Genomic DNA, 21,409 nt, shown 5'->3' on the forward strand with positions numbered 1-21,409 from the left:
CGTGGCAACCCGCTATGACCGCTGTCCAAAGGTCTTTCTCTCAGCCATCGCGCTCGCAGCAACCGTCATCTACTGGTTATGAATCCTGACCCTAGTGTTCCGGCTTTTTGATGATCTGGCGGCGTGCAATCCAAACTGTGAACTCACAATAGAAAATTCGATTCTCCGAAGATCGCCAACCGCCTTGGCGGCACCAATCATGTTTTCAGCATCTTACCTTCGCAATAATTTTCGCACGCCTCAACACCCTCTGCGACCACATCGAGAAGTGCGTCCACATCGTTCAAAAGGGCTGTAATACGCGGACTGCTGATGCGGTAGCGGATGAAGCGTCCATCGCGGTCGCTGGCGACAAGCCCACAATCCAAAAGACATCGGAGATGGTTGGAAACGTTTGGTTGCGATAGTTCTGTGCGCGTCACGATCTCGTGCACAGCCAACGGCGCTTCACACAAGGCGCCAAGAATCGCGAGACGGCTTGGGTCCGCAAAGCCGCGAAACAGCTTCGCCCTTCGTTCTATAGTGCTTGTCCCGGTATTGCGGTCGGCAATGATTTGGTCCATATCATTCCTCGCTGATATGTTGTTTCTTGATTCACTCTAGCAGGAGTATTGCACCCATGGCCAACGCCGACAGCGCCAGATCGACGGCTGATGTTCCATCCTTCCGTTACCGCGTCTCCGGCATGGATTGCGCCAAGGATGCCGCGCAGATCGAACGGGCGGCGCAGTCTGCAGGGGTCGCGCCCGACGCGGTGAAAGTGTCGGCGGCGACCCATATCATGACTCTGAAGGCCCCTGAAGCGCGTTTGCCGGACATCGTAAAGGCCGTTGAGACAACGGGGTATGGGTTTGACCGCATCGAAAGCGACGAGGACCTTCAGCAAGGTGCGGCCCATCAGGACCCGGCCTATCGACGTGCGTTATGGATCGTCGTAATCCTCAATGTCGGCTACGGTGTCATCGAGATGGTCGGCGGGTTTATCGCCGGATCGCAGGCCGTGAAAGCCGACGCCCTCGATTTCATCGGCGATGGCGCGATTACCTTCCTCGGACTTCTGGCCATCGGCTGGAGTCTCGCGTGGCGGGCACGGTCGGCCCTGATCCAGGGCATCTTCCTTGGCCTCCTTGGCCTTGGAGTTCTCGGCACGACCATCATGCGGGCTTTCGAACCGATAACGCCGGATGCGGCTCTCATGGGCCTTCTGGGCCTGATCGCTCTCGTTATCAATGTTGTGTCCGTGCTGCCCCTGCTGCGGTATCGCAAGGGTGACGCGAACATGCGCGCTGTCTGGCTGTTCTCGCGCAACGACGCCATCGGCAATGCTGCGGTCGTCATCGCAGCCGGACTGGTGGTCTGGCTGGGCAGTGCCTGGCCAGACCTCATTGTCGCCTTTGGGATTGCGGGACTGTTCCTGCATTCATCTTGGTCGATCATCCGTGATGCGCGTTCCGATCTGAAGGCGGCAGCATGAACCGCCGCACTCTGGGTGGGCTCTGCGCCATTGCGGCGCTCGCTCTCGATCAGAGCACAAAGGCGCTCGCCCTGAACACACCGGAGCTGGAGCGCGGGGTCGAGGTTCTGCCTTTTCTGAATCTTGTCCGTGTCCTGAACGATGGAGTCAGCTTCGGGTTGCTTGGTGGGATCGTGCCCTCGTGGGGTCTCGTCGTGCTTGCTAACGCGATCATCGCATGGCTGCTGATCTGGTTATGGCGCGCGCCAGATAGACTGACCGCTGCTGCGCTCGGTCTGGTCATCGGCGGCGCAGCTGGAAATGTCATCGACCGGTTGCGGTATCAGGCGGTCCCTGACTTTCTGGATTTCCATTTCGGGACATACCACTGGCCATCCTTCAATCTCGCTGATGTGGCGATTTTCTGTGGAGCGGCCCTGCTGTTCTGGGACGGCTTTCGTGCCGCGAGAGGCAAACCGGAACAGCCCGGACAAGACCCCCGCAAGGAAAATGTCGCGGGGAGATAGCAGCTCACAGGTAAGGAGCTTTGGGAGGGGCCTGGACTTGAAGTTTTTAGATTGGATTGACCGGATCATTCGTAGCATCGGCGTCGTGACTGCATGGCTGACAGTTGTTTCGATTGCCGCCTACGGCGCGCTTCAGATGCTGGATCGAAAGCTACAACTTGGCATGTCGAGCTATTTGCCGGACCTGTCCACATCGCTGCTGTTCATTCTGATTTTCTTGACCCTTGGCTATACCTATCTGAGCGACGGTCATGTGCGCGTTGATGTTCTTCGCAGACATTGGTCCGCGCGCCGTATTGCGTGGATCGAACTGATAGGTGGCTTTTTTGTCCTTCTGCCTCTCGCCGCGATTCTGACCTGGTACGGGTGGGACGGTCTGATGCGCACCACGAAGTTCGCCGAAACCCAGTTGTGGGCACAACGCATAGCCGGGGTTATCGGCCCCATCTTGCTGGCCCTTGCGGGTGTGATCGTAGCCTTGCGCAACATCGCCTTTCTGGCAGGGAAACGTGCGCAAGGCGCACCGGAACAATCGGGCGGGCTGCACAATGGTGAATGAGGTCCTCACGGTGGCCATGCTTGCCGTGATGGCCATCGGGGTCTTCAGCGGCTTTCCGGTTGCCCTTGTCCTGGCGGGGACAGGCTTCCTGGGATTTGTGGCTGCTGTTTGGGTGGGGATCACAGATTTTCAGCATCTGGGGCTGATCTACCTGCGGGCCCGCGGTGTACTGACCAATGAATCAGTCCAATTTACCAGTGTTCCTATGCTGATTTTTCTCGGTTTGATCCTGAATGCCAGCGGGGTTGCCGAAACCATGTTTCGCTTGCTGGGGCGTATTCTGACGGGTGTTCCGGGTCGCTACGCCATCGCGACCCTGCTGATCGGTCTGGTGCTCGCGCCAGCAGCCGGGGTTATCGGGGCATCGGTCATCACGGTGGCGCTGGTCGCCTATACCCCGATGATGGCTTCCGGCTACGCCCCGCGAACCGCGGGTGCAGCCGTCGCGGCCTCTGGCGCGCTCGGTGTCGTGTTTCCGCCAGCCGTGATGCTGTTTTTTATCTCGAACGTCTTCTATCTGCGCATTGGATTGATGTACGTGGCTCTCATCGTGCCCGTTCTTCTGATGGTAACCGCCTTCGCGATCTATTTTGCCATCTTCTTGCGAAAAACCGTCGAAATCCCTTTGGACGCGCCAAAGACCAATCTTGGGTCAGACCTTTTGTTCGTGATTGCTTCGGTCGCTGTAATCGCGTCAATTCCTCTCAGCATTATTCTGGGCTTTGCGACGCTCACAGAGGCGGCCGGAGTAGGGGTGTTTGGCGCGCTCTTGGTCGCGCTGGCGCGAAAGCGTTTGTCTTTCCCATCTTTGAACTCTGTCACGGTGCAGACAGGTGCGATGACTTCGATGGTCTTCTTCATCGTACTCGGCGCATCGGTTTTTTCGCTGAGTTTCCACCTCGTTGGCGGACCAGATGTCATCTTCGACTGGATATCCGCATTCGACCTCACCCGGTGGGAACTGTTGGCGACGCTCCTTGGCGTGATCATCATACTTGGTTTTGTTTTTGACTGGATCGAGGTTCTCTTGGTCTTTGTACCCGTGCTGATGCCGATCATTTCCGAGCTCGACTTCGCGGATCACGTCGGCTCTGCGTACTTTGCACAAATCTGGATTGCTGGCCTGATTGCACTGGCATTGCAAACATCCTTTCTCACGCCCCCCTTCGGCTACGCACTGTTCTTTGCCAAGATGGCGGCACCGAAAGGTATCAACCTTTCCGATATCTATCGCGGTGCGGTACCGCTCGTTGCCATTGAAATTGTATTGATCGCGGCGCTGATCTCTTTCCCCCAGCTTGTCACCTGGCTGCCCGAAGCAGCACTCGGTTCGGCAGATGCGCCGCAGCTGATCCAGCGGTGATAAATGATGCATGTCCCGCGCAAATGCACTGATTGGTTTGTTGGCTGTGATGCTTTGGATGAAGCGGAGAGCCCGAAACGAGACCGCCGCGAGCGTAACATTTAGGGAGGACAATCAATGGTCAGCATTCCATCCGCAACGGGCTTCGACAGCACGCTCGCCCTACTGCGCAACCCATATGGTTTCATATCGGATACCTGCCGCGACCTCGGCAGCGATCTATTCGCGACTCGCGTCCTCCTTAAGCAAACCATTTGCATGACCGGTGCGGCGGCAGCGGAAGTCTTCTACAAGGAAGACCGGCTCGTTCGCGCGGACTCGATGCCGGGCCGCATTCAAAAAACGCTTCTCGGTGAAGGCGGTGTTCAGGGCCTCGATGGCGACGCGCATCGTCACCGAAAGCAGATGTTCATGTCTCTTATGGCCTCTGAGCGGATTGCAGCGCTCCAGGGTATGTCCCTGCACATGCTGGACAACTATGTGCGGGACTGGGAAGCGGCGGATGAAGTCGTGCTCTATGATGAGGTGCGCGAAATGCTCACCAGAGCCGTCTGCGCCTGGGCTGGGGTGCCGCTACCGGATGCGGAAGTAAAGAAGCGAACAGCGCAACTGACTACGCTCTTTCAGGATGCAGGAGCCGTTGGCCCGAAACACTGGCGTGCACGTCGGTCGCGGCAGAAACTGGAAAAATGGACTTCGCGGATGATACTGGAAGTCCGCGACGACACTCTCCAGCCACAAAAGGAAAGCGCTCTATACGTTATCGCGACATGGCGCGATCCCGACGGGGAGTTATTGCCCCCAAAGGTGGCAGCCGTGGAACTGCTGAACGTTCTGCGTCCGACTGTCGCCGTGTCTGTGTTCATCGTCCATGCCGTTCATGCCCTCCATTGGTATCCTGAGTGGTCACAAAGACTGAAAAACGGCGCCGCGCTACTTGATCCATTCGTGCAAGAGGTCCGTCGCCTGTATCCGTTCTTTCCGGCGGTTGCGGCGCGGGTCAAGACGGCATTCGAGTGGAATGGCTACCGATTTCCGGAGGGATGCAGGGTCTTGCTCGATCTTTATGGCACGAACACCGATCCGCGTTCTTGGGACGCGCCGCGCGATTTTCGCCCCGAACGGTTTCAGAGTCGTATCGAAGACTCCTATGATTTCATCCCACAAGGCGGTGGCGACCACCACTTGAACCACCGTTGCCCCGGCGAATGGATCGCAATCAGCCAGATGAAGGCGTTCTGCGAATACTTCGTAGGGTCCATCGACTACGATGTGCCGGATCAGGATTTGGAGATTGATACGAAAGAGTTGCCGCCTCTGCCCAAGACTCGAATGATCCTCCACAACGTCAGGCGACATCATTGAGCAGACTTGAGGGTCGATCATTCAGCCTGTCGCCTTCGCGTCCTCTTCCGGATCAACTGAAAATGCATCCTTGGTGGCTTCGAATGCCTCCCACGCAACATAGGGAACGATGAGCAAAGCTGCGACCGGATCGGCCCACCACCATCCCATCCACTGCGTCAGACCGATCCCCAGAAGAACCACGACCGTCTGGTATTCGCAGATCATCGTATCCTTCGCACCATACTTCAAAGCGGGCGCATCCAGCCGTTTTCCGTAGCGATATTTGCCCCAGGCAAGAAATGGGTTCACCACCATAGAAATGAGCATACTCCATAGCTGCGCCAAAATCGAAGAGGTTGTTTTGCTCGGTCCACCAAGCCCTGAGATGGTGGAATGGATTGCTCAGTCAAAGCTTGCGGCAACGATTCGCATGGGAAACAGCTTGGTAGCGGACTTCGAGCGCTAGGCTGGTCATTCGGCCCCAAATTCCTGCTACAGGTTTCGCCAAAGCGGCCGTTCGCGCCATCGCAGCGAGAGCTCACTCTGTCCGCACGCCGGACCTCGATCGATTGGCTCAGCAACGACTGCAACGCGGGACTTTGCTTCCGTTAGGTGCTGCTCCATCAATGTCCGGTCTCATTGTGCAGCGGTATTCTCGATGCTGTTTCCGGATCGACACTCAATCTCGCGGCCAAGTCAAAAAACTGTCGTCTTACGGTCTCGGCGTAAGGATTAGCCTTTTCGATCGCTTCAAATACTTCCGGCGCATCATCCTGCACCATGGAAATCGCCTCAGATAACAGGTCAAAGCTCTCCGTTGTCATGCGCGTTGGTAGCGGGCCCATTCCAAGCAGCACTTTGGCGATGAGATGCGTGAGCCCTTGGACAACTGCTGCTTCTCGGTCGTGATCTTCTGGTGTTGTCATGATGACAGTCAGCCTAAGAGCTACGCGTAAAAACGCAGCCAGCCTCGCATGTCGTTTTCCCTGAATGGGGCAGACCGCAATTTTCAGGCCTTCAATACCTTCCATCGCACTTTGAGGACCGAACAAAGGGTGCGTTGCGACGATGTCTACGTAGTTCGGGAACCGGCGCAGCATGATTTCGGAAGGAACGACTTTGACCGAGCCAACATCGACAATCAGCGCGCCAGGTTTACAAGCAACTGCAATTTCGCTGACAACTTGCTCGAATGAGGACATTCTAGAAGCTAGAGGTTCAACTGAAAAACGATGACGTTCTCGTGAGGTCGCGAGTTTACAGGTATCGACGCGTTTCAGCGCAATAATCGCGATACTTGGAGCCGTATTGTTCATGCAGCCATGGCTCTTCCGCGAGCGGGGCAAGGGCCAGCGCGGCAACTCCAACGATGACGATAGGCCAAACCCAAGATGAGGCGAAGAGAAGACCAAAACCTATCAGGATGGCCATGTCGGCAAGGTACTGCGGATGCCGAGAGAAACGGTAGAGACCCGAAGTGATCAGCTCGTCTTTCGCACCGCTGGTGGCTTTCAGTCCAATGCTGAATGCCCCCCACCAGACAATCAGATTTCCGGTTGCGATCAAGAACGGCCCGACCGCCCAACGGAGTGGGTTGGCCATAGAAGCGGATTTCCAATCCAAGATGCCCAAACCGATCACCGCCCCAAACACGGCCAATGTGAGACCCCATGCAATGTTTGGTATGACTGAATGCTCTCTGTTTGGAGGCCAGATGCGCTTGGACGGGCGGGCGATCGACCAAAGGAGCGCACCAATCAAAACCAGACCGGATAGCAGGCCAACGACCACTAGTATGCCTTGGGCAATCGTCATGAGCGGTGTCCGAACACCTGCGCCTCCTGATGCGCATTGTCGCTCGCTTCGAATTCAAGCGTGGAATGCTCGATTGAGAAACGTTCATGCAGCACCGATTTGACGTTTTCGTTAATCTTGTCGGCCTCACCCATCCATTCGCGTTCGACGACAATATGGCAGTCCAATGCCGCAGCGTGCTCCTGCATTTGCCACAGGTGGACATGATGCACGTCCACAACGCCATCGACACTCTGGATCGCTCTGACCACGTCATTTCCATCAATATCTGGTGGGCTCCCAAGCATCAGGGTTCGAATTGGGCCCCCTATTTCGGTGAAGGACAAATACAGGATGTAGAGCGCGATGCCGATAGTGATGGCCGGATCAACCCAACGCATATCATAGAGTATTATGAGCGTCCCGCCGACTATGACGGCCACTGAAGCCAACGCATCCGAAAGGTTGTGGAGAAAAAGCGCACGGATGTTCACGCTCCCCTTCTGCATCGAATAGGTCAGCATTGCGGTCAGCGTGTCGACCACAAGCGCGATTCCACCGAGAATGACTACGGTCCACCCCATGACTTCGGGTGGATCAATCATGCGCATGCCACCTTCGTAGATCAGATAGAAGCCGATCACGATGAGGGTGGTGTAGTTGATCAGGGCCGCGACGATTTCGACCCGGCCATAGCCGAAGGTCATGCGCTCATCGGCCGGGCGGCGCGCGATCTTGCGTGCGGCGAAGGCAATGACAAGCGAGGCCATATCGGAAAAGTTGTGCAGCGCATCGGCGATCAGTGCCAGACTGCCCGAGAATATGCCCCCGACGATCTGCGCAACGGTAAGAAGCCCGTTCGCCCAGATCGCGATGGCAACCCGCCGATCGCCAGAATCCGGTTCGATATGCGCGTGCCCATGATCATGCGGCATTGGCAGGCTCCTCATGCGCGTGTGTCGCGCGTCGGTCAGTCTTGAGGCGGCCGCTGCGGAAACCACGTACGCGCGCATTCATCCAGTGGCGGATGATATGACGGTAAAGGGCACCACGCAGCCACCCAAAGGATTGCTCATGGGACAAATAGAAGGCGTCCGGCGTATCGTACACGCCAAAATCTTGCACAATGGCGGTTTTCTGAATGTAGGTATCTTCTCCGTTCCAGGCGACGGGAGGCGCGCCAAGGCAATCCGTGCCCGCGCCATAACCGCAGAGACTTTCTGTGTCCGAGAATGACGTTTGCAGGACATCGAGGAAAGCGTCATCCAGGATGAAGCCTTCAAGGTTGATCCAGGCACCTTGAAATTCGATCTCGACCCATGAGTGGAGAATTTCCTGCGGAGCAAGCGGATACACCAGCTCAGGGACAACACCGCGCTGCAAGCCTTTGTGGATCGTAAACCCATGCAACCGGCAACGAATGCCGACACCACGCAGCAGCGCCATCAAGAGCGTGCCTTTGGTATTGCACTGCCCATAGCCGTCGGAAAGCACTTCGGATGCGGGGATGTCGTCAGCTCGATTGTATCCGAACGCGATTTCATTCCGAACGAAATCATAGGCAGCTCCGATCCGATCGTATTCGGATAAGCCGCGCCAGCTGCGGTTCTCAATTAGACGCGCAAGAGGCGCGGCATCAAAATCCAGTAGTTTGGTGGGTACAAGTAGGGGGTCGGTCATCTGCAACGGGTCGCTCCTCGAATCGTCTTGGAACAAGACTAATTGCTATAGTCACTATAGCTTCAATCCTTTCTTTCAGAAAGAATCTCCCGCAACTATTTGTCCGTGTGAACCGCTTTGTGGTGTTCGCCGTGTGCGTCGCGCAGGATGTCGATACCGCCCCAGGCCGCGATCCCGGCGACGATCACACTGACGACAAGGTCCGGCCAGTTGGTTCCTAGCCAAGCGACGAGGCCACCGGCCACGACGATCCCGAGGTTCGCGGCGAAATCGTTGTAACTGAAGGTGTTGGCCGCGCGGATATTGACGTTTGGATTTTTGAGCTTAGCGAGCAGCCAAACGCAGACTGCGTTGATAGCCGCCGCGATCAGGGCCATTGCAATCATGATCGTCCCGAGCGGATCTGACCCACCGATGTAGCGGCGCCACGCATCGTAGAGGATGCCTGCAGCGAACAGGATCAGCAGCCCGCCGGAAACGTTCGCCGCCCCGCGTTTCCATTTGGCGGATCGGGACAAAGCGAAAAGGCTGATCGCGTAGACGAAGCTGTCGGAGAGGTTATCGAGCCCGTTGGCGATCAGGGCACTTGAGTCGCCGAAGGCGCCTGTTGCGAAAAAGGCCACGGCCAAACCGATATTGAGCGCCAGAACGATCCAAAGCGTCCGTCTCTCCATTGAATCTTGTCTAGCGGCCATTTTGTGGTTCCAGCTTGTGTTGTACGACACATTAACTTCTGCGGCTGATCTGCGTTCCAGCCGGAATGTTGGCTGAATTCCTTCAGGCCCCGATTTCCTCGTGTTCGGTCAAGCATTCCGAATGGTCCCGCAACACCTCAAGCACCTTGCAATCTCCCGTCCGCCCGCCGCTGCATTCGTGAACCATGCGTTTCAGTTCCGTGCGCAGCGCCTTCAGGCGGGCCATGCGCTGCTCCACCTGTTTGAGCTGGCGACGCGCGATGGCATCAGCTTCATCACAGGGCCGATTGGGATGGTCGCTGAGGTCGAGCAGCTCGCGGATCGCATCGAGCGAGAAGCCGAGTTGCCGCGAGTGGCGGATGAAGGACAGTCGATCAAGCTGTGCATTGTCGTAGCGCCTCTGTCCGCCTTCGGTCCTGCCAGGTTCGGGCATGAGTCCGATCTGTTCGTAGTACCGGATGGTCTGCACTTTTGTGCCAGTCTTCTTTGACAGAGTACCGATCGTGAGCATTTTCGCCTCCATGAAAAAGATACAGTTTGTGTAGGTTTTGCCGTCGGAATAAACAAGTGTCGGATTCACAGACGCGTGAGTTCAAGCTATACCATGATTTCGTGCTTGAACCTCTAGCAGCTAGAGGATGTATCCGCACAGGCAATAAGAATCAAAATCAGGCGAACAGGATTGTCCCTTACATCGGCACAGAAGTTTCTTTGGGTTTTGGCAGGCGTGGCAGCGCTTGCCTTCGTATGGCTTTTGCTATGGTCCGATTATCGTGCCGATAGCGCCCGAACCGACGCCGAACCGCCTTTTTTCGCTGAGTTCGAACTGACGGACCACCAGGGTATGGTTCGAACCGAGGAGGACTTTGCGGGGCGCTGGATGCTGGTTTTTTTCGGCTTTACCAACTGCCCCGACGTCTGCCCGACGACCCTATCCGAGGTCGCGGCGGTGATGGACGGTCTGGGCGACGATGCCGCCAAGGTCCAACCGATTTTCATAACAATCGACCCTGAACGAGACACGCCCGCAGCACTCGCCGAATACGTCCCGCTGTTCGATGCGGGCATCATCGGGCTGACCGGCACGCCGGAACAGATCGCCGCCACATCCGAGACCTTTCCGATCTTCTTCGAACGCGTCGAAGAGGCTGCGGCGCCGGATGGTTACACGATGGGCCACACGTCGCATCTGTTCCTCTTCGATCCCGACGCGGGCTTCGCCGACTCGTGGCCCTACGGCACCTCCGCCGAAGAGATCCTCGCCAATCTGGAAGAGAGGATCTGACCGACATGAACCGTATGTCCGGAGAAACAGCCCTCGGGCTGGCGTGGATCATCGCGCTCGTCGCCTCGCTTGCCGTGCTTTTCATCGGCGAGGTGCTGGGGCAGACGCCCTGTGTGCTGTGCTGGTTCCAGCGCGCCTTCATGTTCCCCTTGGCCATTGTCCTCGGGCTCGGCCTTTGGTGGCGGGACGGCCGCGTGGGGCGCTACGGCATCGCATTGGCGCTTGGCGGCGGCGCAATCGCCCTCTGGCACATGGGGCTGTACGTCGGTCTTGTTCCCGAACGCGTCCAGCCCTGCACGGCCACCGGCCCCTCTTGCACCGATGACAACCAACTGGTCTTCGGCATCCCTATCCCGCTGATGGCGCTCGCCGCCTTCGCGCTGATCGGGGCGCTGTCGGCCCTTTCATTAAAGGACACACGAACATGAATCGACGCGGCCTGATCCTGTCCGTTCTTGCCCTCGGCGCCGCCGGTTTCGGCGGAGCCACCTGGTTTGCAAACCGCCCCGGCCCAGTGGCCGAAGCGGAGCCCGTTGCTCCGGAACTTGCGGAGGCGATGATCCGCCCCTACTCGCCCATCCTCGGGCCTGCGGATGCGCCCGTCACGATCGTCGAATTCTTCGATCCGGCCTGCGAGGCCTGTCGCGCCTTTCATCCCATCGTGAAGGACATCATGGCCGAGCATGGGGAAGCTGTCCGCGTCGTGATCCGCTACACGCCCTTCCACGGCGCGGCATCCGAGGAAGCCATCCGCGTGCTCGAGGCGGCGCGCATGCAGGACGTTTACGTGCCGGTGCTCGAGGCCGTTCTGCGGGAACAGCCGAGATGGGCGTCGCACGGTGCCCCGGCGCCCGGCCTAATCCTACAGGTCGCCGCCACGGCCGGGCTCGATGCCGAGGCCGCGCGCACGCAAATGCTGGCACCGGGTGTAGTGGCGATCCTGAATCAGGATCGTGCCGATGTAGAGACCGTGGGAATTCGCCGGACGCCCACATTCTTCGTGAACGGCAAGCCGCTCGATCCGTTCGGGGAGGCAGAACTGCGGCGATTGGTGGCTGCCGAAGTCGCTTCCGCGCAAAAATGAATGGAAAGGGCAGGATCAAAACGATGAAAAAGCATATTTTGACCGGCACATTGACTGCGCTTTTGACCCTAGGAGGGCTCTCAGTGCCCGCGCTGGCCGGACCCGAGGATGTTGTCGTCGAGAACGCGTGGTCCCGCGCCTCTATCGGGATGAACCGCCCCGGGGCCGCATACATGACGATAAGCAACACCGGCGACGAGCCGGTGACGCTGATCGGCCTTGCAACACCGCTCGCGATGATGCCCGAAATTCACGAGACGAAGACCAATGCCGAAGGTGTGAGCTCCATGAGCCCGGCGGGGGAGATCGTGATCGCCCCGGGCGAGAGCATCGCGCTCGAACCGGGGGGCCTTCACGCAATGCTGATGCGGCTGCAAGAACCAATGACGGAAGGGGACACTTTTCCGCTGACACTGCTTTTCGACGACGGAGGCGAAGTGACGGTCGAGGTTCCGATCCTCGGCATCGCCGCGCGGGGGCCAGAGGACTGATGCAGCGACGGGCGATCCTGGGGTACGGCGCGGCTGGTGTCGGGGCGGTCGCCCTGATGCTCTTCGTCGGTTGGTGGCAGGTCGATGGCCCCGGTGGACCTGAGCCTATCGGGCAGCGGCCAGTGGCTCTGACCGCGATGGATTTCCGTCTGACGGATCATGAGGGCAACGCGGTCGGGCCGGAAACCCTGATCGGGCGACCGACGATGGCGTTCTTCGGCTTCACCTACTGTCCCGATGTCTGCCCGACCACGCTCTCGGACATTTCGGGATGGCTCGACGATCTGGGAGACGAGGCCGACGAGATGAACGTGGTTTTCATCACGGTCGATCCCGAGCGCGACACTGTCGAAACGATGGCCGAATATGTCGGCTACTTCCATCCGGCGATTCGCGGCTGGACGGGGCCGGAGGAGCAGATAGCGCGCGTCGCGGACGGCTTCCACGCCACCTACGAAAGGGTGCCGACGGAGAGCGGCGATTACACGATGAACCACAGCGCGAGCGTCTTCCTGTTCGCAGCCTCTGGGCGGTTCGTCACCATGATCGACTATCACGAACCCAGAGAATTCGCGGTGCCGAAAATTCGCCGCGCGCTGAAAGAAGAAACGGAGGGGGCGACATGAGGCTCAGAACTATGGCGGCTTGTGTCGCAATTGCGGGGATGGTTTCGGGAGCGGCTATCGCCCTCTCTGATTTCATGTCGAAAGAACCCGTGCCGCCGGAACTTGCCTCGGCAGGTAAATGGATGCCCCAAGGTCCTGAAGCTCCCCAAAACGTTGACATCCTCGTGACGCTGCCCGCGACGGCATGGGCAGAAGATGCACCCGACCTCGGCCCCCTTCTGCAGGTCGCGTTTGCCGACAGGCCCGTGCAGGCGATCGAGCCACCCCTGTCGACATGGTCGCGCAACATTGCACCTGGCGAGACGCTCGATTTCTTGCTGTCTGAAGCTGGTCTTGCGGCACCTGACAGAGCCGAAGTTGCCCTCGCGCTTGGCGCGGAATACGATCTGCGACGGCTGCGGCCGGGGCACTCGGTCACTGTTGCTTCGACCATGGACGGCAGCCCCGGCACCGTCTCACTCGCCGTCGAGGACGGGGTTCGGATCGAGGTGGTTTTCGGCGAGCAGATGTCCACGCAGGTCGTGGCTCCGGATCCGGAAATCGTAACCCTTGCCGGCGAAGCCATGATCGACAGCTCGATCTTCGCGGCACTCGACGAAGCCGGCATACCCGCCCGTTTTTCCGTGGACCTTGCGCAGATGCTGGGTGGGACCGTGGATTTCCGCCGCGAGATGGCCGGCGGCGAAACACTAAGGCTTCTCTGGCGTGAGGCGCGGGTCGGCGAGGACAGGATCGGACAGCCCGAACTCGCCTTCGCCGCACTGGACATCGGCGGTTCGCTTTACGAGATCGTATGGCCGGACGACGGCAGCGGTCAGGCGACGATCTACGTCGATGGCGAGGTGCTGCGCGTCTTCGCACAGCCGGTCGAGGGTGCGCGCCTCAGCTCGGTGTTCGGACGCCGCACGCATCCGGTCTTTGGCAACGTCCGGATGCACACCGGCGTCGATTTTGCAGCGGCACGTGGGACACCGGTTCAAGCGACGGCACCGGGGCGGGTCAATTTCATCGGCTGGCGCGGCGGATATGGACGCGTGGTCGAAATCTTGCACGGCTCCGACACCATGACGCGCTACGCGCATCTGAGCGCCGTGCCGGAAGACTTGGCACAAGGCCAACGCGTTGCGGCGGGAGACGTGATCGGCCGCGTCGGCGCGACTGGCACGGCGACAGGTCCGAACCTGCACTATGAGGTGCTCGTGGATGGGCGCCCGACTGACCCCCTCTCTGACGACCGGCTCGCCGAAGCGGCCGAGAGCGATGCGGATGATACCGCCGCGCTCTCGCGTCTGGCCGAGGCGCGGGCGCTTCTGAATGAAAACCTCGGCAGCGAGATTGCCAAAACGACAACCGAAAGGCTCTGACCCATGAAACGCATGACCCAAGCTCTTGCCATCACGCTCGCCCTGTTCCCAGCGGCCCAGGCCCTCGCAGAGGCAACGGCGATCGACGTCCGCAAGACCAACGGATGCGGCTGCTGCCTCTCGTGGATGAAACATCTCGAAGAGAACGGGTTTGTGCCGACCGGCCAGGACATGTTCGGCGGGCTTCTCGTGCGCTTCAAGCTAGACAACGGCGTGCCGCAGCGCATGGTCTCCTGCCACACCGCGCTCATTGACGGCTACGTGATCGAGGGCCATGTACCGGCCGCTGACATCCGCCGCCTTCTCGAGGAGCGCCCGGACGCCGTCGGCCTCGCTGTTCCGGGGATGCCCTATGGCTCGCCCGGCATGGGGCCAGAAGACGACCGCGAGGCCTATGATGTCTTCCTCATCCGCAAGGACGGGTCGACGGAAGTCTTTTCGAGCTACGCCGAAGGATAATCTGGCCCGCCCATGGAAAATCTGTCTCCGATAATGCTCGGCTTTCTCGGAAGTCTTGCCGCCGGATCGCTCACAGCAGTCGGAGCAGTTCCCGTGCTGTTCGGGCGCATCCCGTCTCGGGCCACACGCGATCTGTCGCTCGGCTTCGCTGCCGGTGTGATGCTCGCCGCTTCTTTCTTTTCGCTGATCATCCCGGCATTGGATGCGGCGGAGCCGATGTTCGAAAACGGCGCGATGCCTGCGGCCATCGTATGCGTTTCGATTCTTCTGGGCATGGGGGCTGTCGCCCTGATGAACGAAAAGCTGCCGCACGAGCACTTCAGGACGGGACGCGAAGGGCCCGAAGCGGCGTCTTTGCGGCGGGTCTGGTTGTTCATCATTGCGATCACGATCCACAACTTCCCCGAAGGCCTTGCCGTGGGGGTCGGCTTCGGATCCGGAGGTATGGAGGGCGGTCTGCCGCTCGCCATCGGCATCGGGCTTCAGAATGCGCCCGAAGGATTGGCCGTCGCTGTATCTCTGCTGGGCGAGGGATATCCGAAGCTGCGCGCCTGGGGCATCGCGGCGCTGACGGGCATGGTCGAGCCGATTGGCGGTTTGCTCGGGGCCGGCATCATCACACTGTCGGAACCGCTGCTTCCATGGGGTCTGGCCTTTGCCGCGGGCGCAATGCTCTACGTCATTAGCCACGAAATCATCCCCGAAACCCATCGCAGCGGCCATCAGAACAGGGCGACGCTCGGTCTCGCAGTCGGGCTCGTTCTGATGCTGTTCCTTGATGTCTGGTTGGGATGAGGCAATGTCACTAAACAAGGTATCTCCGATGATCGGCGTCTTCGCAGCACTTGCTGCGTTCGCGATCGATCAGATCACCAAAGCCATTGTCGTTGCGAATGCCGTCACTTTAAGCGCCGGAATTCCCGTGTTTCCGGGATTCAACCTCGTCTTTTATCGTAATGACGGCGTGACTTTCGGGATGTTGGGCGGCGCGCCGTGGTGGAGCCTCATCGCTTTCGCTCTTGCCATCTGTGTTTGGCTGGGGGTTATGCTGTTTCGCGCCGACAATGCGGTGGAAACGCTTGCCTACGGTGCGATCATTGGCGGAGCCCTGGGCAATGTCATCGATCGTGTGCGGTATCGGGCTGTAACAGACTTTCTCGATTTCTACATTGGCACAACACATTGGCCTGCCTTCAACTTGGCCGATGTATTTGTCGTCAGTGGCGTGGGGCTCTTGCTCGCCGCGCCATGGATCAGCGCGCGGCGTTCGATCAAGTCGTGAAGCCGGAAATTCTGAACCGCATCGCTCTGCGCCACCGTTTTCTTTGGCGGATGACGCTTGGTTTCGCCGCCGGGGCGGTGACCGTTCTGACTTTCCCGCCTCTTTCGATTCTCCTGCTCGTTCCCGTTGCCTATTCCGCGTTGTTTGTCGGGCTTCGCGATCTCTCCTTCGGGCGCGCTTTCCTCGTCGGCTGGGCGTTTGGTCTCGGCCAGTTCGGTTTCGGGATTTGGTGGATCGCGGAAAGTTTCTACGTCGAGGCCGAGCGGTTTGGGACGATGGCGATTCCGGCGGTCGCGGGATTGTCCGCAGGTCTCGCGATTTTCCCAGCCATTGCCGCTGCGCTTTTTGCCGAAATCGCGCGGCGCGGAGCCATGGGCAGTCTCTTGGCCTGCCTCCTGTTCGCGACCTCCTGGACCGTGGCCGAGTGGTTGCGTGGTCACGTTCTGACAGGGTTTCCCTGGAATCTGGCCGGTTACGCACTTGTAGACTACGCCGCCCTTCGCCAGACCGCCGCCTGGGTCGGAAGCTATGGGCTAAGCTTTCTCACCGTGTTCGTCGCGGTACTCCCTGGCGCGGCTGCTATGGCGTCCGGGCGGCAACGATTGACCGTTTCGCTCATGGCGCTGGCCGGAATCGCGACGATGTGGGCTGTCGGCACGCTGCGCCTCCAGTCGGATGCACAACAGCCACCCGGTGTCGACCTGCGCATCGTCCAGGGCAACATTCCACAAGAGGAAAAATGGGCGCCCGAGAACCGCGAGGCGACATTCGCGCGCTATCTTGAGCTTTCAACCCGGCGCGGCGATTTCGACGTGCTTCTCTGGCCGGAAACCGCCTTTCCGGGTTTCCTCGATGAGGATACGGAGGCACGGGATCGCATTGCCGCTGCGCTCACAGAGGGCAGGGTGCTGCTCACCGGTGTGCCGGACCGTGTACCGAGCGAGGATGGCACCCGATATTTCAACACGGTCCAGGCTTTTGGCGCGACCGGCAGAATCCTGACCGGATACGCGAAACACCATCTCGTACCCTTCGGCGAATATGTGCCATTCCGTGGCTGGTTGCCCATCGAGCGGCTCACGGCGGGTCTGGGCGATTTTACGCCCGGACCGGGCCCGCGAACGCTTGCGCTTCCGGGTGTGCCGCTGGTCGCCGTGGCGATCTGCTATGAGATCATCTTCCCAAGCCATGTGGTCGACGACCTGTTCAGGCCAGACTGGATCTTCAACGCAACCAACGACGCCTGGTTTGGCACCAGCATCGGACCTGAGCAGCATCTGGCTTCCGCACGTATGCGCGCCGTAGAGGAAGGCCTTCCTGTCATTCGAGCCGCGAATACGGGCATCTCTGCGGTCATCGACACGAGCGGAGAGATCATTGCGCGGCTCGATACCGGCGAAACGGGCATCATCGACGCTAGCCTGCCCTCCGCGCGACCGCCGACACTCTACGCGAGCTTCGGGGACTGGATGCTGCTGGCGCTCATCTTGGCTTCGTGGAGCTGGGCAATGGCGACCAATGCGACGGCGCGCTACCGCCGCATGAGAAGGACCGTCATGCAAAGATGTGGATAGGTGTTCCGTCTTTCACCATTGCATAGATGTCCTCGATCTGCCGATCTGTGACCGCGATGCAGCCAGCTGTCCAGTCGCGGACGTCCGTTGGGTCGATGCCTGGGCGTGGACCACCATGGATGAAGATGTCGCCGCCCGGGGAAAGGCCCTGCGCTTCAGCAAAGGCGATGTCGGCCTCATTCGGATAGGAGATGCCAACCGAAAGATGATACGTACTGTCGGGGTTGCGCTTATCGACTACGTAAGCGCCCTCAGGGGTCCGGCCGTCTCCCTCGAATTGCTTGTGACCCTCAGGAGCGAAACCCAGCCCGACCGGATAGGTTTGCAATACGCGATCGGCTCCGTCCAGAACAAGCAAACGCTGCCCCTTGTAAAGCCGAACACGGGTCACTTCGGGTCCGCCATAGCTGCGAAACTTGCTGGCACAGCCAGACAAAAACGCTGCCAACCCGCCCAACAGGACGGCGCGGCGGGGAAATCGGATGGTTTTCACTGCTCGACGCCTCTTTCGTGAGGTCTGATATGGACATTACGTTACCTTGCAAATGCTGCGTGATCAATGTCCGTGGGCAAGCGCGGCCTTTGCCATCTCTGGACCAATCTGCTCACCGCTGAATGCCTTGCGGGCCTACCGCAGCGCCTTGAGGGCGACCGGCAGGGAGACCACGGCAAGCCTTAATCGAACAACTCGTGAAGCCAGGATTTGCGGCGATAGCCGTGCTTGCGGTCGCCGCCGCCGTGCTTTCCGCGCCGGTAGCCGCGATCATCGTCGTAGCCGCGCGGCTCAGGCACCCGCTGAGGCGCCACATCGGGTGCCGAACGCTCGATGATCTTGTCCAGTTCACCCCGGTCGAGCCAGACACCCCGGCAATCGGGACAGAAGTCGATCTCGATCCCCTGGCGGTCGGTCATGCTCAAGGGCACCTCGCAAACCGGACACATCATCCTGCCCTTCACGCTCATGTCTCGTCTCGGCTCCTTTCCGGGTTCTCCCAGTTCAATGACCATGTGCCAGCGCCCCTTTGGCCAAGCCTTCGCCAACCTGTTCACCGCCAGACGGCGGCGCCTTGGCCTCTTGGCTGTTCAGCAGGCGCAGGGCGTTGGCCACCACCAGCAATGACACTCCTACATCGGCTGCAATAGCGCCCCACATCGATGCCACTCCGAAAGCGGTAGCGACAACGAAAACGCCCTTGGTCGCCAAGGAAATACCGATGTTCTGATGGATAATCGACATTGTCCGGCGCGAATGACCGATCAGCCAAGGCACCTTCCCGAGGTCGTCTGTCATCAGGGCAATATCCGCCGTCTCGATTGCCGCGTCCGAACCAACGGCACCCATTGCGATGGCGTAATGCGCGCGCGCCATGGCCGGGGCGTCGTTGACCCCGTCGCCGATCATGGCCACCATGTCATGCGTTTCGACCAGTTCTTCGATAGCTGTCACCTTGTCTTCGGGCAGAAGCTCGGCACGGACCTCGTCGATGCCGACCTCGGCTGCAACAGCGCGCGCTGTCCGCTCGTTGTCGCCCGTCAGCATGACGATGGTCTTCACGCCCTGCGCGTGGAGCTGTGCCACGATGCCCTTGGCATCGGGGCGGATACGGTCGCGCAATTCCAGGATGCCGGTGACGCCGGTGTCGTCGCCCACGGCAACAAGGGTGCTGCCAGCCCCTTCGATGCGGTTGCGCAAATCCTTCGGAATGGCGTCGCCGAAACCCTTCTCCTCGGCAAACCGGTCCGACCCCAGCCAGATCGACCGGCCGTCTGTGCGTCCTTCAAGTCCCCTGCCCGGAACGGTTCGGGTATCTTCCGCGGCGAATACCTTGATGCCGTCGGCTTCTGCCCGCGCAAGAATGGCGCGCGCCAAGGGATGTGAGGAACGTGCCTCCAGCCCAGCGGCGAGGGTCATCAGATCTTGCGCCGATGCTTTGCCCAGCGGATGCACCGCCGCCACCTCGGGCTCGCCCATGGTGATCGTGCCGGTCTTGTCCATGGCCAGTGCAGTGGTCTTGCCCGGTGCCTCAACATATGCACCTCCCTTGATCAGCACTCCGGCCCGCGCTGAGGCGGTGAGTGCGGCGACGATGGAGACCGGTGTCGAGATGACCAGAGCACACGGGCAGGCGATCACCAGCAGCACGAGTGCATTGTAGAACCAATAATCCCAGGCCCCACCGAAAATGAGCGGCGGCAGCAGGGCAATTGCAATGGCGAGAGCCATGACGATAGGCGTATAGATGCGGGCGAATTTCGCCACCCACTGCTCCACCGGCGCGCGGCGGGCATGGGCGTCGCCGACCATGCGGATAATCTTGGCCAACACGGTGTCCGAGGCGGCCTTCGTGGCGCGCACCGTCAGTGTGCCTTCGCCGTTGATCGTACCGGCATAGACTTCGTCGCCCCGTTCCTTTGGGACCAGCGCACTCTCTCCGGTGATTGGCGCCTGATCGACGGCCCCTGCCCCATCGACAACCTCACCATCCAATGGGATGCGGTCTCCGCCGCGCACGACGAAAAGTGCGTTGATAGCAACCGCGGAAGCCGGTACGTCCGCTTCCGAACCGTCATCATAAAGAATTCTTGCCGTCGGCGGCGCCAGGTCCAGCAGAGCTGAAACCGCATTCCTCGCACGCCCGACGCTCCAGCTTTCGAGGAAAAGCGAGAGCGAGAAGAAGAACGCAACCGTCGCCGCCTCGAAAAATTCGCCGAGGCCAATTGCACCCGCGACTGCGACGACCATGAGCAGGTTCATGTCGGGCGACAGCCGCCGTGCGGACGACCATGCCTTGGGCGCCACGAGCCAAACACCGAACAGGATCGCAACCGCGAATAGCCCTGCCTCGACCAGTGGCATCGGCGCTTCGCCGTGCCCTGCGAAGAGGCCGAGTGCCCCCCCCATGCCGGTCTCGATGATGTGCCACAGAAATCCCGCGGCCCAGAAGCCGCCGCTGAGCGCCGTAAACAGCCGCTGGCGTGCAAGATGGGCCGCCTGGTCGACCGACGCGTTTTCGGCATCCCAAGGCTTGGCGGTCATGCCGGTGCTTGCGACCAGTTCTGCAATTTCGCCGTCCGATACACTCTTGGCGCTGTCGAGAATAGTCATCCGTCCATTGATCACGTCGAACGCAAGATGTTCGGCCCCGCCGATCTTCGGGCCGACCACCTTGTTCAGGATTGCTACCTCCTCGGCGCAATCGAGGCCGGACACCTGAAAACTGCGCCCGCCCGCTGGCGCGGGGGTCGCCGGAACGGTGTCGCCGCACGTTCCGGCGCTCCCGCAGCAGCTGCCGCCGCTTGTCTGGGCATCTTCGGCGTGATCGTGGTCGTGACGATGGGTGTCGGACGGCATGAATGGACCTCTGGATTCGGGTGCTTTACCATGACATAGCCCCTACAGTAGCTAGAGCTTCAAGAGCAAAATACGGTGGTATTTCAGTTTGATTTATTGCTAGAGGATGCGGTGACCGGCTCCATCACGCCTTGAGGCATGAACAGCCGCTGCAAAGAAAAACAGACATGAAAGGAAGCTTGATGCGGGTTTTGATGCTGAAGCAAAAAATGATGGTCGCAGTGGCGCTGTCGCTTACGGCCGGGTGCGCAGTCCAGCCGACTGGGCCGGGCGACGCGGCAGACCAGCCGGGCAACGTTCCCGAAGCCGTGATTGCGATGGCTGCCCCGGATCAGAATGTTGCGACCGCGCGCTTGGTGCCGGAAGACGGGTGCTACTGGTACGAACACAGCGGCCCCGTAGAAACAACCTTGCTGCCGCTGCGCACGGCGAACGGCAATCGTATCTGCACCCCTCGCGAAACTTAATTGCGTT

General features: G+C 59.8%; 27 protein-coding genes and 1 pseudogene. 17 read left to right on the plus strand and 11 right to left on the minus strand.

The window, feature by feature from the left end; translation table 11 throughout:
- Positions 1-82, plus strand: a pseudogene (locus CLV74_RS19885) (IS5/IS1182 family transposase); the annotation flags it as partial.
- A 115-nt stretch (positions 83-197) separates the two neighbouring features.
- On the opposite strand, the gene CLV74_RS19890 reads toward CLV74_RS19885, so the two are convergent.
- Positions 198-563: an ArsR/SmtB family transcription factor gene (locus tag CLV74_RS19890; RefSeq protein WP_106268326.1), complete on the minus strand. Its 366-nt coding sequence runs from the start codon at positions 561-563 to the stop codon at positions 198-200.
- A 56-nt stretch (positions 564-619) separates the two neighbouring features.
- On the opposite strand from CLV74_RS19890, the gene CLV74_RS19895 reads away from it, so the two are divergent.
- The 5 genes from CLV74_RS19895 to CLV74_RS19915 all read left to right on the plus strand — a co-directional run bounded on the left by CLV74_RS19895 (position 620) and on the right by CLV74_RS19915 (position 5,267).
- Positions 620-1,474, plus strand: coding sequence for a cation efflux transmembrane domain-containing protein (locus tag CLV74_RS19895; RefSeq protein WP_106268328.1), 855 nt, complete (start codon positions 620-622; stop codon positions 1,472-1,474).
- Positions 1,471-1,980, plus strand: coding sequence for a signal peptidase II (lspA, locus tag CLV74_RS19900; RefSeq protein WP_106268331.1), 510 nt, complete (start codon positions 1,471-1,473; stop codon positions 1,978-1,980). The genes CLV74_RS19895 and lspA (CLV74_RS19900) overlap by 4 nt, the downstream gene beginning before the upstream one ends.
- Before the next feature lie 37 nt (positions 1,981-2,017).
- A complete protein-coding gene (locus CLV74_RS19905) occupies positions 2,018-2,539 on the plus strand; it encodes a TRAP transporter small permease subunit (protein WP_106268333.1) in 522 nt (173 codons plus the stop codon).
- A gap of 16 nt (positions 2,540-2,555) precedes the next feature.
- On the plus strand, positions 2,556-3,902 hold the full coding sequence (locus tag CLV74_RS19910) for a TRAP transporter large permease (protein WP_245888631.1): 1,347 nt from the start codon (positions 2,556-2,558) through the stop codon (positions 3,900-3,902).
- 117 nt (positions 3,903-4,019) lie between these two features.
- Positions 4,020-5,267, plus strand: a complete 1,248-nt coding sequence (locus CLV74_RS19915) for a cytochrome P450 (protein WP_106268336.1) — start codon at positions 4,020-4,022, stop codon at positions 5,265-5,267.
- A gap of 21 nt (positions 5,268-5,288) precedes the next feature.
- On the opposite strand, the gene CLV74_RS19920 is transcribed toward CLV74_RS19915, so the two are convergent.
- The 7 genes from CLV74_RS19920 to CLV74_RS19950 all read right to left on the minus strand — a co-directional run bounded on the left by CLV74_RS19920 (position 5,289) and on the right by CLV74_RS19950 (position 9,929).
- A complete protein-coding gene (locus CLV74_RS19920) occupies positions 5,289-5,648 on the minus strand; it encodes a cation efflux transmembrane domain-containing protein (protein ID WP_342753501.1) in 360 nt (119 codons plus the stop codon).
- Between the two features lie 224 nt (positions 5,649-5,872).
- A complete protein-coding gene (locus CLV74_RS19925; protein WP_088726084.1) occupies positions 5,873-6,565 on the minus strand; it encodes a prephenate dehydrogenase/arogenate dehydrogenase family protein in 693 nt (230 codons plus the stop codon).
- Positions 6,507-7,064, minus strand: a complete 558-nt coding sequence (locus CLV74_RS19930) for a methyltransferase family protein (RefSeq protein ID WP_088726085.1) — start codon at positions 7,062-7,064, stop codon at positions 6,507-6,509. The genes CLV74_RS19925 and CLV74_RS19930 overlap by 59 nt, the downstream gene beginning before the upstream one ends.
- Positions 7,061-7,978, minus strand: coding sequence for a cation diffusion facilitator family transporter (locus CLV74_RS19935; RefSeq protein ID WP_106268338.1), 918 nt, complete (start codon positions 7,976-7,978; stop codon positions 7,061-7,063). The genes CLV74_RS19930 and CLV74_RS19935 overlap by 4 nt, the downstream gene beginning before the upstream one ends.
- Positions 7,968-8,723 carry a transglutaminase-like domain-containing protein gene (locus tag CLV74_RS19940; protein ID WP_106268369.1) on the minus strand — a complete coding sequence of 252 codons (756 nt, stop codon included), beginning with the start codon at positions 8,721-8,723 and terminating at the stop codon, positions 7,968-7,970. The genes CLV74_RS19935 and CLV74_RS19940 overlap by 11 nt, the downstream gene beginning before the upstream one ends.
- 95 nt (positions 8,724-8,818) lie before the next feature.
- Complete coding sequence (locus tag CLV74_RS19945) at positions 8,819-9,397, minus strand: cation efflux transmembrane domain-containing protein (RefSeq protein ID WP_106268341.1); 579 nt, start codon at positions 9,395-9,397, stop codon at positions 8,819-8,821.
- 103 nt (positions 9,398-9,500) lie between these two features.
- The gene (locus CLV74_RS19950) at positions 9,501-9,929 is read right to left on the minus strand and encodes a MerR family transcriptional regulator (protein WP_013959865.1); all 429 of its coding nucleotides are present in this window, start codon (positions 9,927-9,929) and stop codon (positions 9,501-9,503) included.
- Between the two features lie 207 nt (positions 9,930-10,136).
- On the opposite strand from CLV74_RS19950, the gene CLV74_RS19955 reads away from it, so the two are divergent.
- Genes CLV74_RS19955 through lnt form a run of 10 tightly spaced genes read left to right on the plus strand, consistent with a single transcriptional unit; the run spans position 10,137 to position 17,583 of the window.
- Entirely contained in the window at positions 10,137-10,703 is a 567-nt protein-coding gene (locus tag CLV74_RS19955) for an SCO family protein (RefSeq protein ID WP_038008468.1), read from the plus strand.
- A 5-nt stretch (positions 10,704-10,708) separates the two neighbouring features.
- Positions 10,709-11,131, plus strand: a complete 423-nt coding sequence (locus CLV74_RS19960; protein ID WP_009573598.1) for a disulfide bond formation protein B — start codon at positions 10,709-10,711, stop codon at positions 11,129-11,131.
- Positions 11,128-11,787, plus strand: a complete 660-nt coding sequence (locus CLV74_RS19965) for a DsbA family protein (RefSeq protein ID WP_106268343.1) — start codon at positions 11,128-11,130, stop codon at positions 11,785-11,787. The genes CLV74_RS19960 and CLV74_RS19965 overlap by 4 nt, the downstream gene beginning before the upstream one ends.
- A gap of 23 nt (positions 11,788-11,810) precedes the next feature.
- Entirely contained in the window at positions 11,811-12,278 is a 468-nt protein-coding gene (locus CLV74_RS19970; RefSeq protein ID WP_058249020.1) for a copper chaperone PCu(A)C, read from the plus strand.
- Entirely contained in the window at positions 12,278-12,904 is a 627-nt protein-coding gene (locus CLV74_RS19975) for an SCO family protein (RefSeq protein ID WP_106268345.1), read from the plus strand. Before CLV74_RS19970 ends, CLV74_RS19975 begins: the two co-directional genes overlap by 1 nt.
- The gene (locus CLV74_RS19980; protein WP_106268347.1) at positions 12,901-14,268 is read left to right on the plus strand and encodes a M23 family metallopeptidase; all 1,368 of its coding nucleotides are present in this window, start codon (positions 12,901-12,903) and stop codon (positions 14,266-14,268) included. Before CLV74_RS19975 ends, CLV74_RS19980 begins: the two co-directional genes overlap by 4 nt.
- Before the next feature lie 3 nt (positions 14,269-14,271).
- Positions 14,272-14,727: a DUF411 domain-containing protein gene (locus CLV74_RS19985; protein WP_043772538.1), complete on the plus strand. Its 456-nt coding sequence runs from the start codon at positions 14,272-14,274 to the stop codon at positions 14,725-14,727.
- Positions 14,728-14,739: 12 nt separating this feature from the next.
- The gene (locus CLV74_RS19990) at positions 14,740-15,522 is read left to right on the plus strand and encodes a ZIP family metal transporter (RefSeq protein ID WP_106268349.1); all 783 of its coding nucleotides are present in this window, start codon (positions 14,740-14,742) and stop codon (positions 15,520-15,522) included.
- A gap of 28 nt (positions 15,523-15,550) precedes the next feature.
- Positions 15,551-16,009: a signal peptidase II gene (gene lspA / locus CLV74_RS19995; protein WP_018001715.1), complete on the plus strand. Its 459-nt coding sequence runs from the start codon at positions 15,551-15,553 to the stop codon at positions 16,007-16,009.
- Complete coding sequence (lnt, locus tag CLV74_RS20000) at positions 15,976-17,583, plus strand: apolipoprotein N-acyltransferase (protein ID WP_106268351.1); 1,608 nt, start codon at positions 15,976-15,978, stop codon at positions 17,581-17,583. Before lspA (CLV74_RS19995) ends, lnt begins: the two co-directional genes overlap by 34 nt.
- On the opposite strand, the gene CLV74_RS20005 is transcribed toward lnt, so the two are convergent.
- The 3 genes from CLV74_RS20005 to CLV74_RS20015 form a co-directional block, all read right to left on the minus strand.
- A complete protein-coding gene (locus CLV74_RS20005) occupies positions 17,564-18,076 on the minus strand; it encodes a L,D-transpeptidase family protein (protein ID WP_106268353.1) in 513 nt (170 codons plus the stop codon). The two genes, lnt and CLV74_RS20005, sit on opposite strands and share 20 nt — an antisense overlap.
- A gap of 182 nt (positions 18,077-18,258) precedes the next feature.
- Positions 18,259-18,546 (minus strand): TFIIB-type zinc ribbon-containing protein, encoded by a 288-nt coding sequence (locus CLV74_RS20010; protein WP_071974146.1) that lies wholly within the window; start codon positions 18,544-18,546, stop codon positions 18,259-18,261.
- 34 nt (positions 18,547-18,580) lie between these two features.
- A complete protein-coding gene (locus CLV74_RS20015; protein WP_106268355.1) occupies positions 18,581-20,935 on the minus strand; it encodes a heavy metal translocating P-type ATPase in 2,355 nt (784 codons plus the stop codon).
- 182 nt (positions 20,936-21,117) lie between these two features.
- Here CLV74_RS20015 and CLV74_RS20020 point away from each other — a divergent pair, with 182 nt between their 5' ends.
- Complete coding sequence (locus tag CLV74_RS20020; RefSeq protein WP_040618662.1) at positions 21,118-21,402, plus strand: hypothetical protein; 285 nt, start codon at positions 21,118-21,120, stop codon at positions 21,400-21,402.
- The last annotated feature ends 7 nt before the right edge of the window (positions 21,403-21,409 follow it).

It is taken from the genome of Donghicola tyrosinivorans (genome assembly GCF_003003355.1).
Classification (GTDB): domain Bacteria; phylum Pseudomonadota; class Alphaproteobacteria; order Rhodobacterales; family Rhodobacteraceae; genus Donghicola; species Donghicola tyrosinivorans.

What these genes read in the sequence shown, in the direction of transcription:
- CLV74_RS20015 (WP_106268355.1), bottom strand. Translation starts at nt 20,935, where the DNA reads ATGCCGTCCGACACCCATCGTCACGACCACGATCACGCCGAAGATGCC.
- CLV74_RS19985 (WP_043772538.1), top strand. Translation starts at nt 14,272, where the DNA reads ATGAAACGCATGACCCAAGCTCTTGCCATCACGCTCGCCCTGTTCCCA.
- CLV74_RS19915 (WP_106268336.1), top strand. Translation starts at nt 4,020, where the DNA reads ATGGTCAGCATTCCATCCGCAACGGGCTTCGACAGCACGCTCGCCCTA.
- CLV74_RS19945 (WP_106268341.1), bottom strand. Translation starts at nt 9,397, where the DNA reads ATGGAGAGACGGACGCTTTGGATCGTTCTGGCGCTCAATATCGGTTTG.
- CLV74_RS19975 (WP_106268345.1), top strand. Translation starts at nt 12,278, where the DNA reads ATGCAGCGACGGGCGATCCTGGGGTACGGCGCGGCTGGTGTCGGGGCG.
- CLV74_RS19970 (WP_058249020.1), top strand. Translation starts at nt 11,811, where the DNA reads ATGAAAAAGCATATTTTGACCGGCACATTGACTGCGCTTTTGACCCTA.
- CLV74_RS19895 (WP_106268328.1), top strand. Translation starts at nt 620, where the DNA reads ATGGCCAACGCCGACAGCGCCAGATCGACGGCTGATGTTCCATCCTTC.
- CLV74_RS19930 (WP_088726085.1), bottom strand. Translation starts at nt 7,064, where the DNA reads ATGACGATTGCCCAAGGCATACTAGTGGTCGTTGGCCTGCTATCCGGT.
- CLV74_RS19990 (WP_106268349.1), top strand. Translation starts at nt 14,740, where the DNA reads ATGGAAAATCTGTCTCCGATAATGCTCGGCTTTCTCGGAAGTCTTGCC.
- CLV74_RS19910 (WP_245888631.1), top strand. Translation starts at nt 2,556, where the DNA reads ATGCTTGCCGTGATGGCCATCGGGGTCTTCAGCGGCTTTCCGGTTGCC.
- CLV74_RS20010 (WP_071974146.1), bottom strand. Translation starts at nt 18,546, where the DNA reads ATGAGCGTGAAGGGCAGGATGATGTGTCCGGTTTGCGAGGTGCCCTTG.
- lnt (WP_106268351.1), top strand. Translation starts at nt 15,976, where the DNA reads ATGGATCAGCGCGCGGCGTTCGATCAAGTCGTGAAGCCGGAAATTCTG.
- CLV74_RS19980 (WP_106268347.1), top strand. Translation starts at nt 12,901, where the DNA reads ATGAGGCTCAGAACTATGGCGGCTTGTGTCGCAATTGCGGGGATGGTT.
- CLV74_RS19925 (WP_088726084.1), bottom strand. Translation starts at nt 6,565, where the DNA reads ATGAACAATACGGCTCCAAGTATCGCGATTATTGCGCTGAAACGCGTC.
- CLV74_RS19965 (WP_106268343.1), top strand. Translation starts at nt 11,128, where the DNA reads ATGAATCGACGCGGCCTGATCCTGTCCGTTCTTGCCCTCGGCGCCGCC.
- lspA (WP_106268331.1), top strand. Translation starts at nt 1,471, where the DNA reads ATGAACCGCCGCACTCTGGGTGGGCTCTGCGCCATTGCGGCGCTCGCT.
- CLV74_RS19950 (WP_013959865.1), bottom strand. Translation starts at nt 9,929, where the DNA reads ATGCTCACGATCGGTACTCTGTCAAAGAAGACTGGCACAAAAGTGCAG.
- CLV74_RS19890 (WP_106268326.1), bottom strand. Translation starts at nt 563, where the DNA reads ATGGACCAAATCATTGCCGACCGCAATACCGGGACAAGCACTATAGAA.
- CLV74_RS20020 (WP_040618662.1), top strand. Translation starts at nt 21,118, where the DNA reads ATGCGGGTTTTGATGCTGAAGCAAAAAATGATGGTCGCAGTGGCGCTG.
- CLV74_RS19960 (WP_009573598.1), top strand. Translation starts at nt 10,709, where the DNA reads ATGAACCGTATGTCCGGAGAAACAGCCCTCGGGCTGGCGTGGATCATC.
- lspA (WP_018001715.1), top strand. Translation starts at nt 15,551, where the DNA reads ATGATCGGCGTCTTCGCAGCACTTGCTGCGTTCGCGATCGATCAGATC.
- CLV74_RS19935 (WP_106268338.1), bottom strand. Translation starts at nt 7,978, where the DNA reads ATGCCGCATGATCATGGGCACGCGCATATCGAACCGGATTCTGGCGAT.
- CLV74_RS19940 (WP_106268369.1), bottom strand. Translation starts at nt 8,723, where the DNA reads ATGACCGACCCCCTACTTGTACCCACCAAACTACTGGATTTTGATGCC.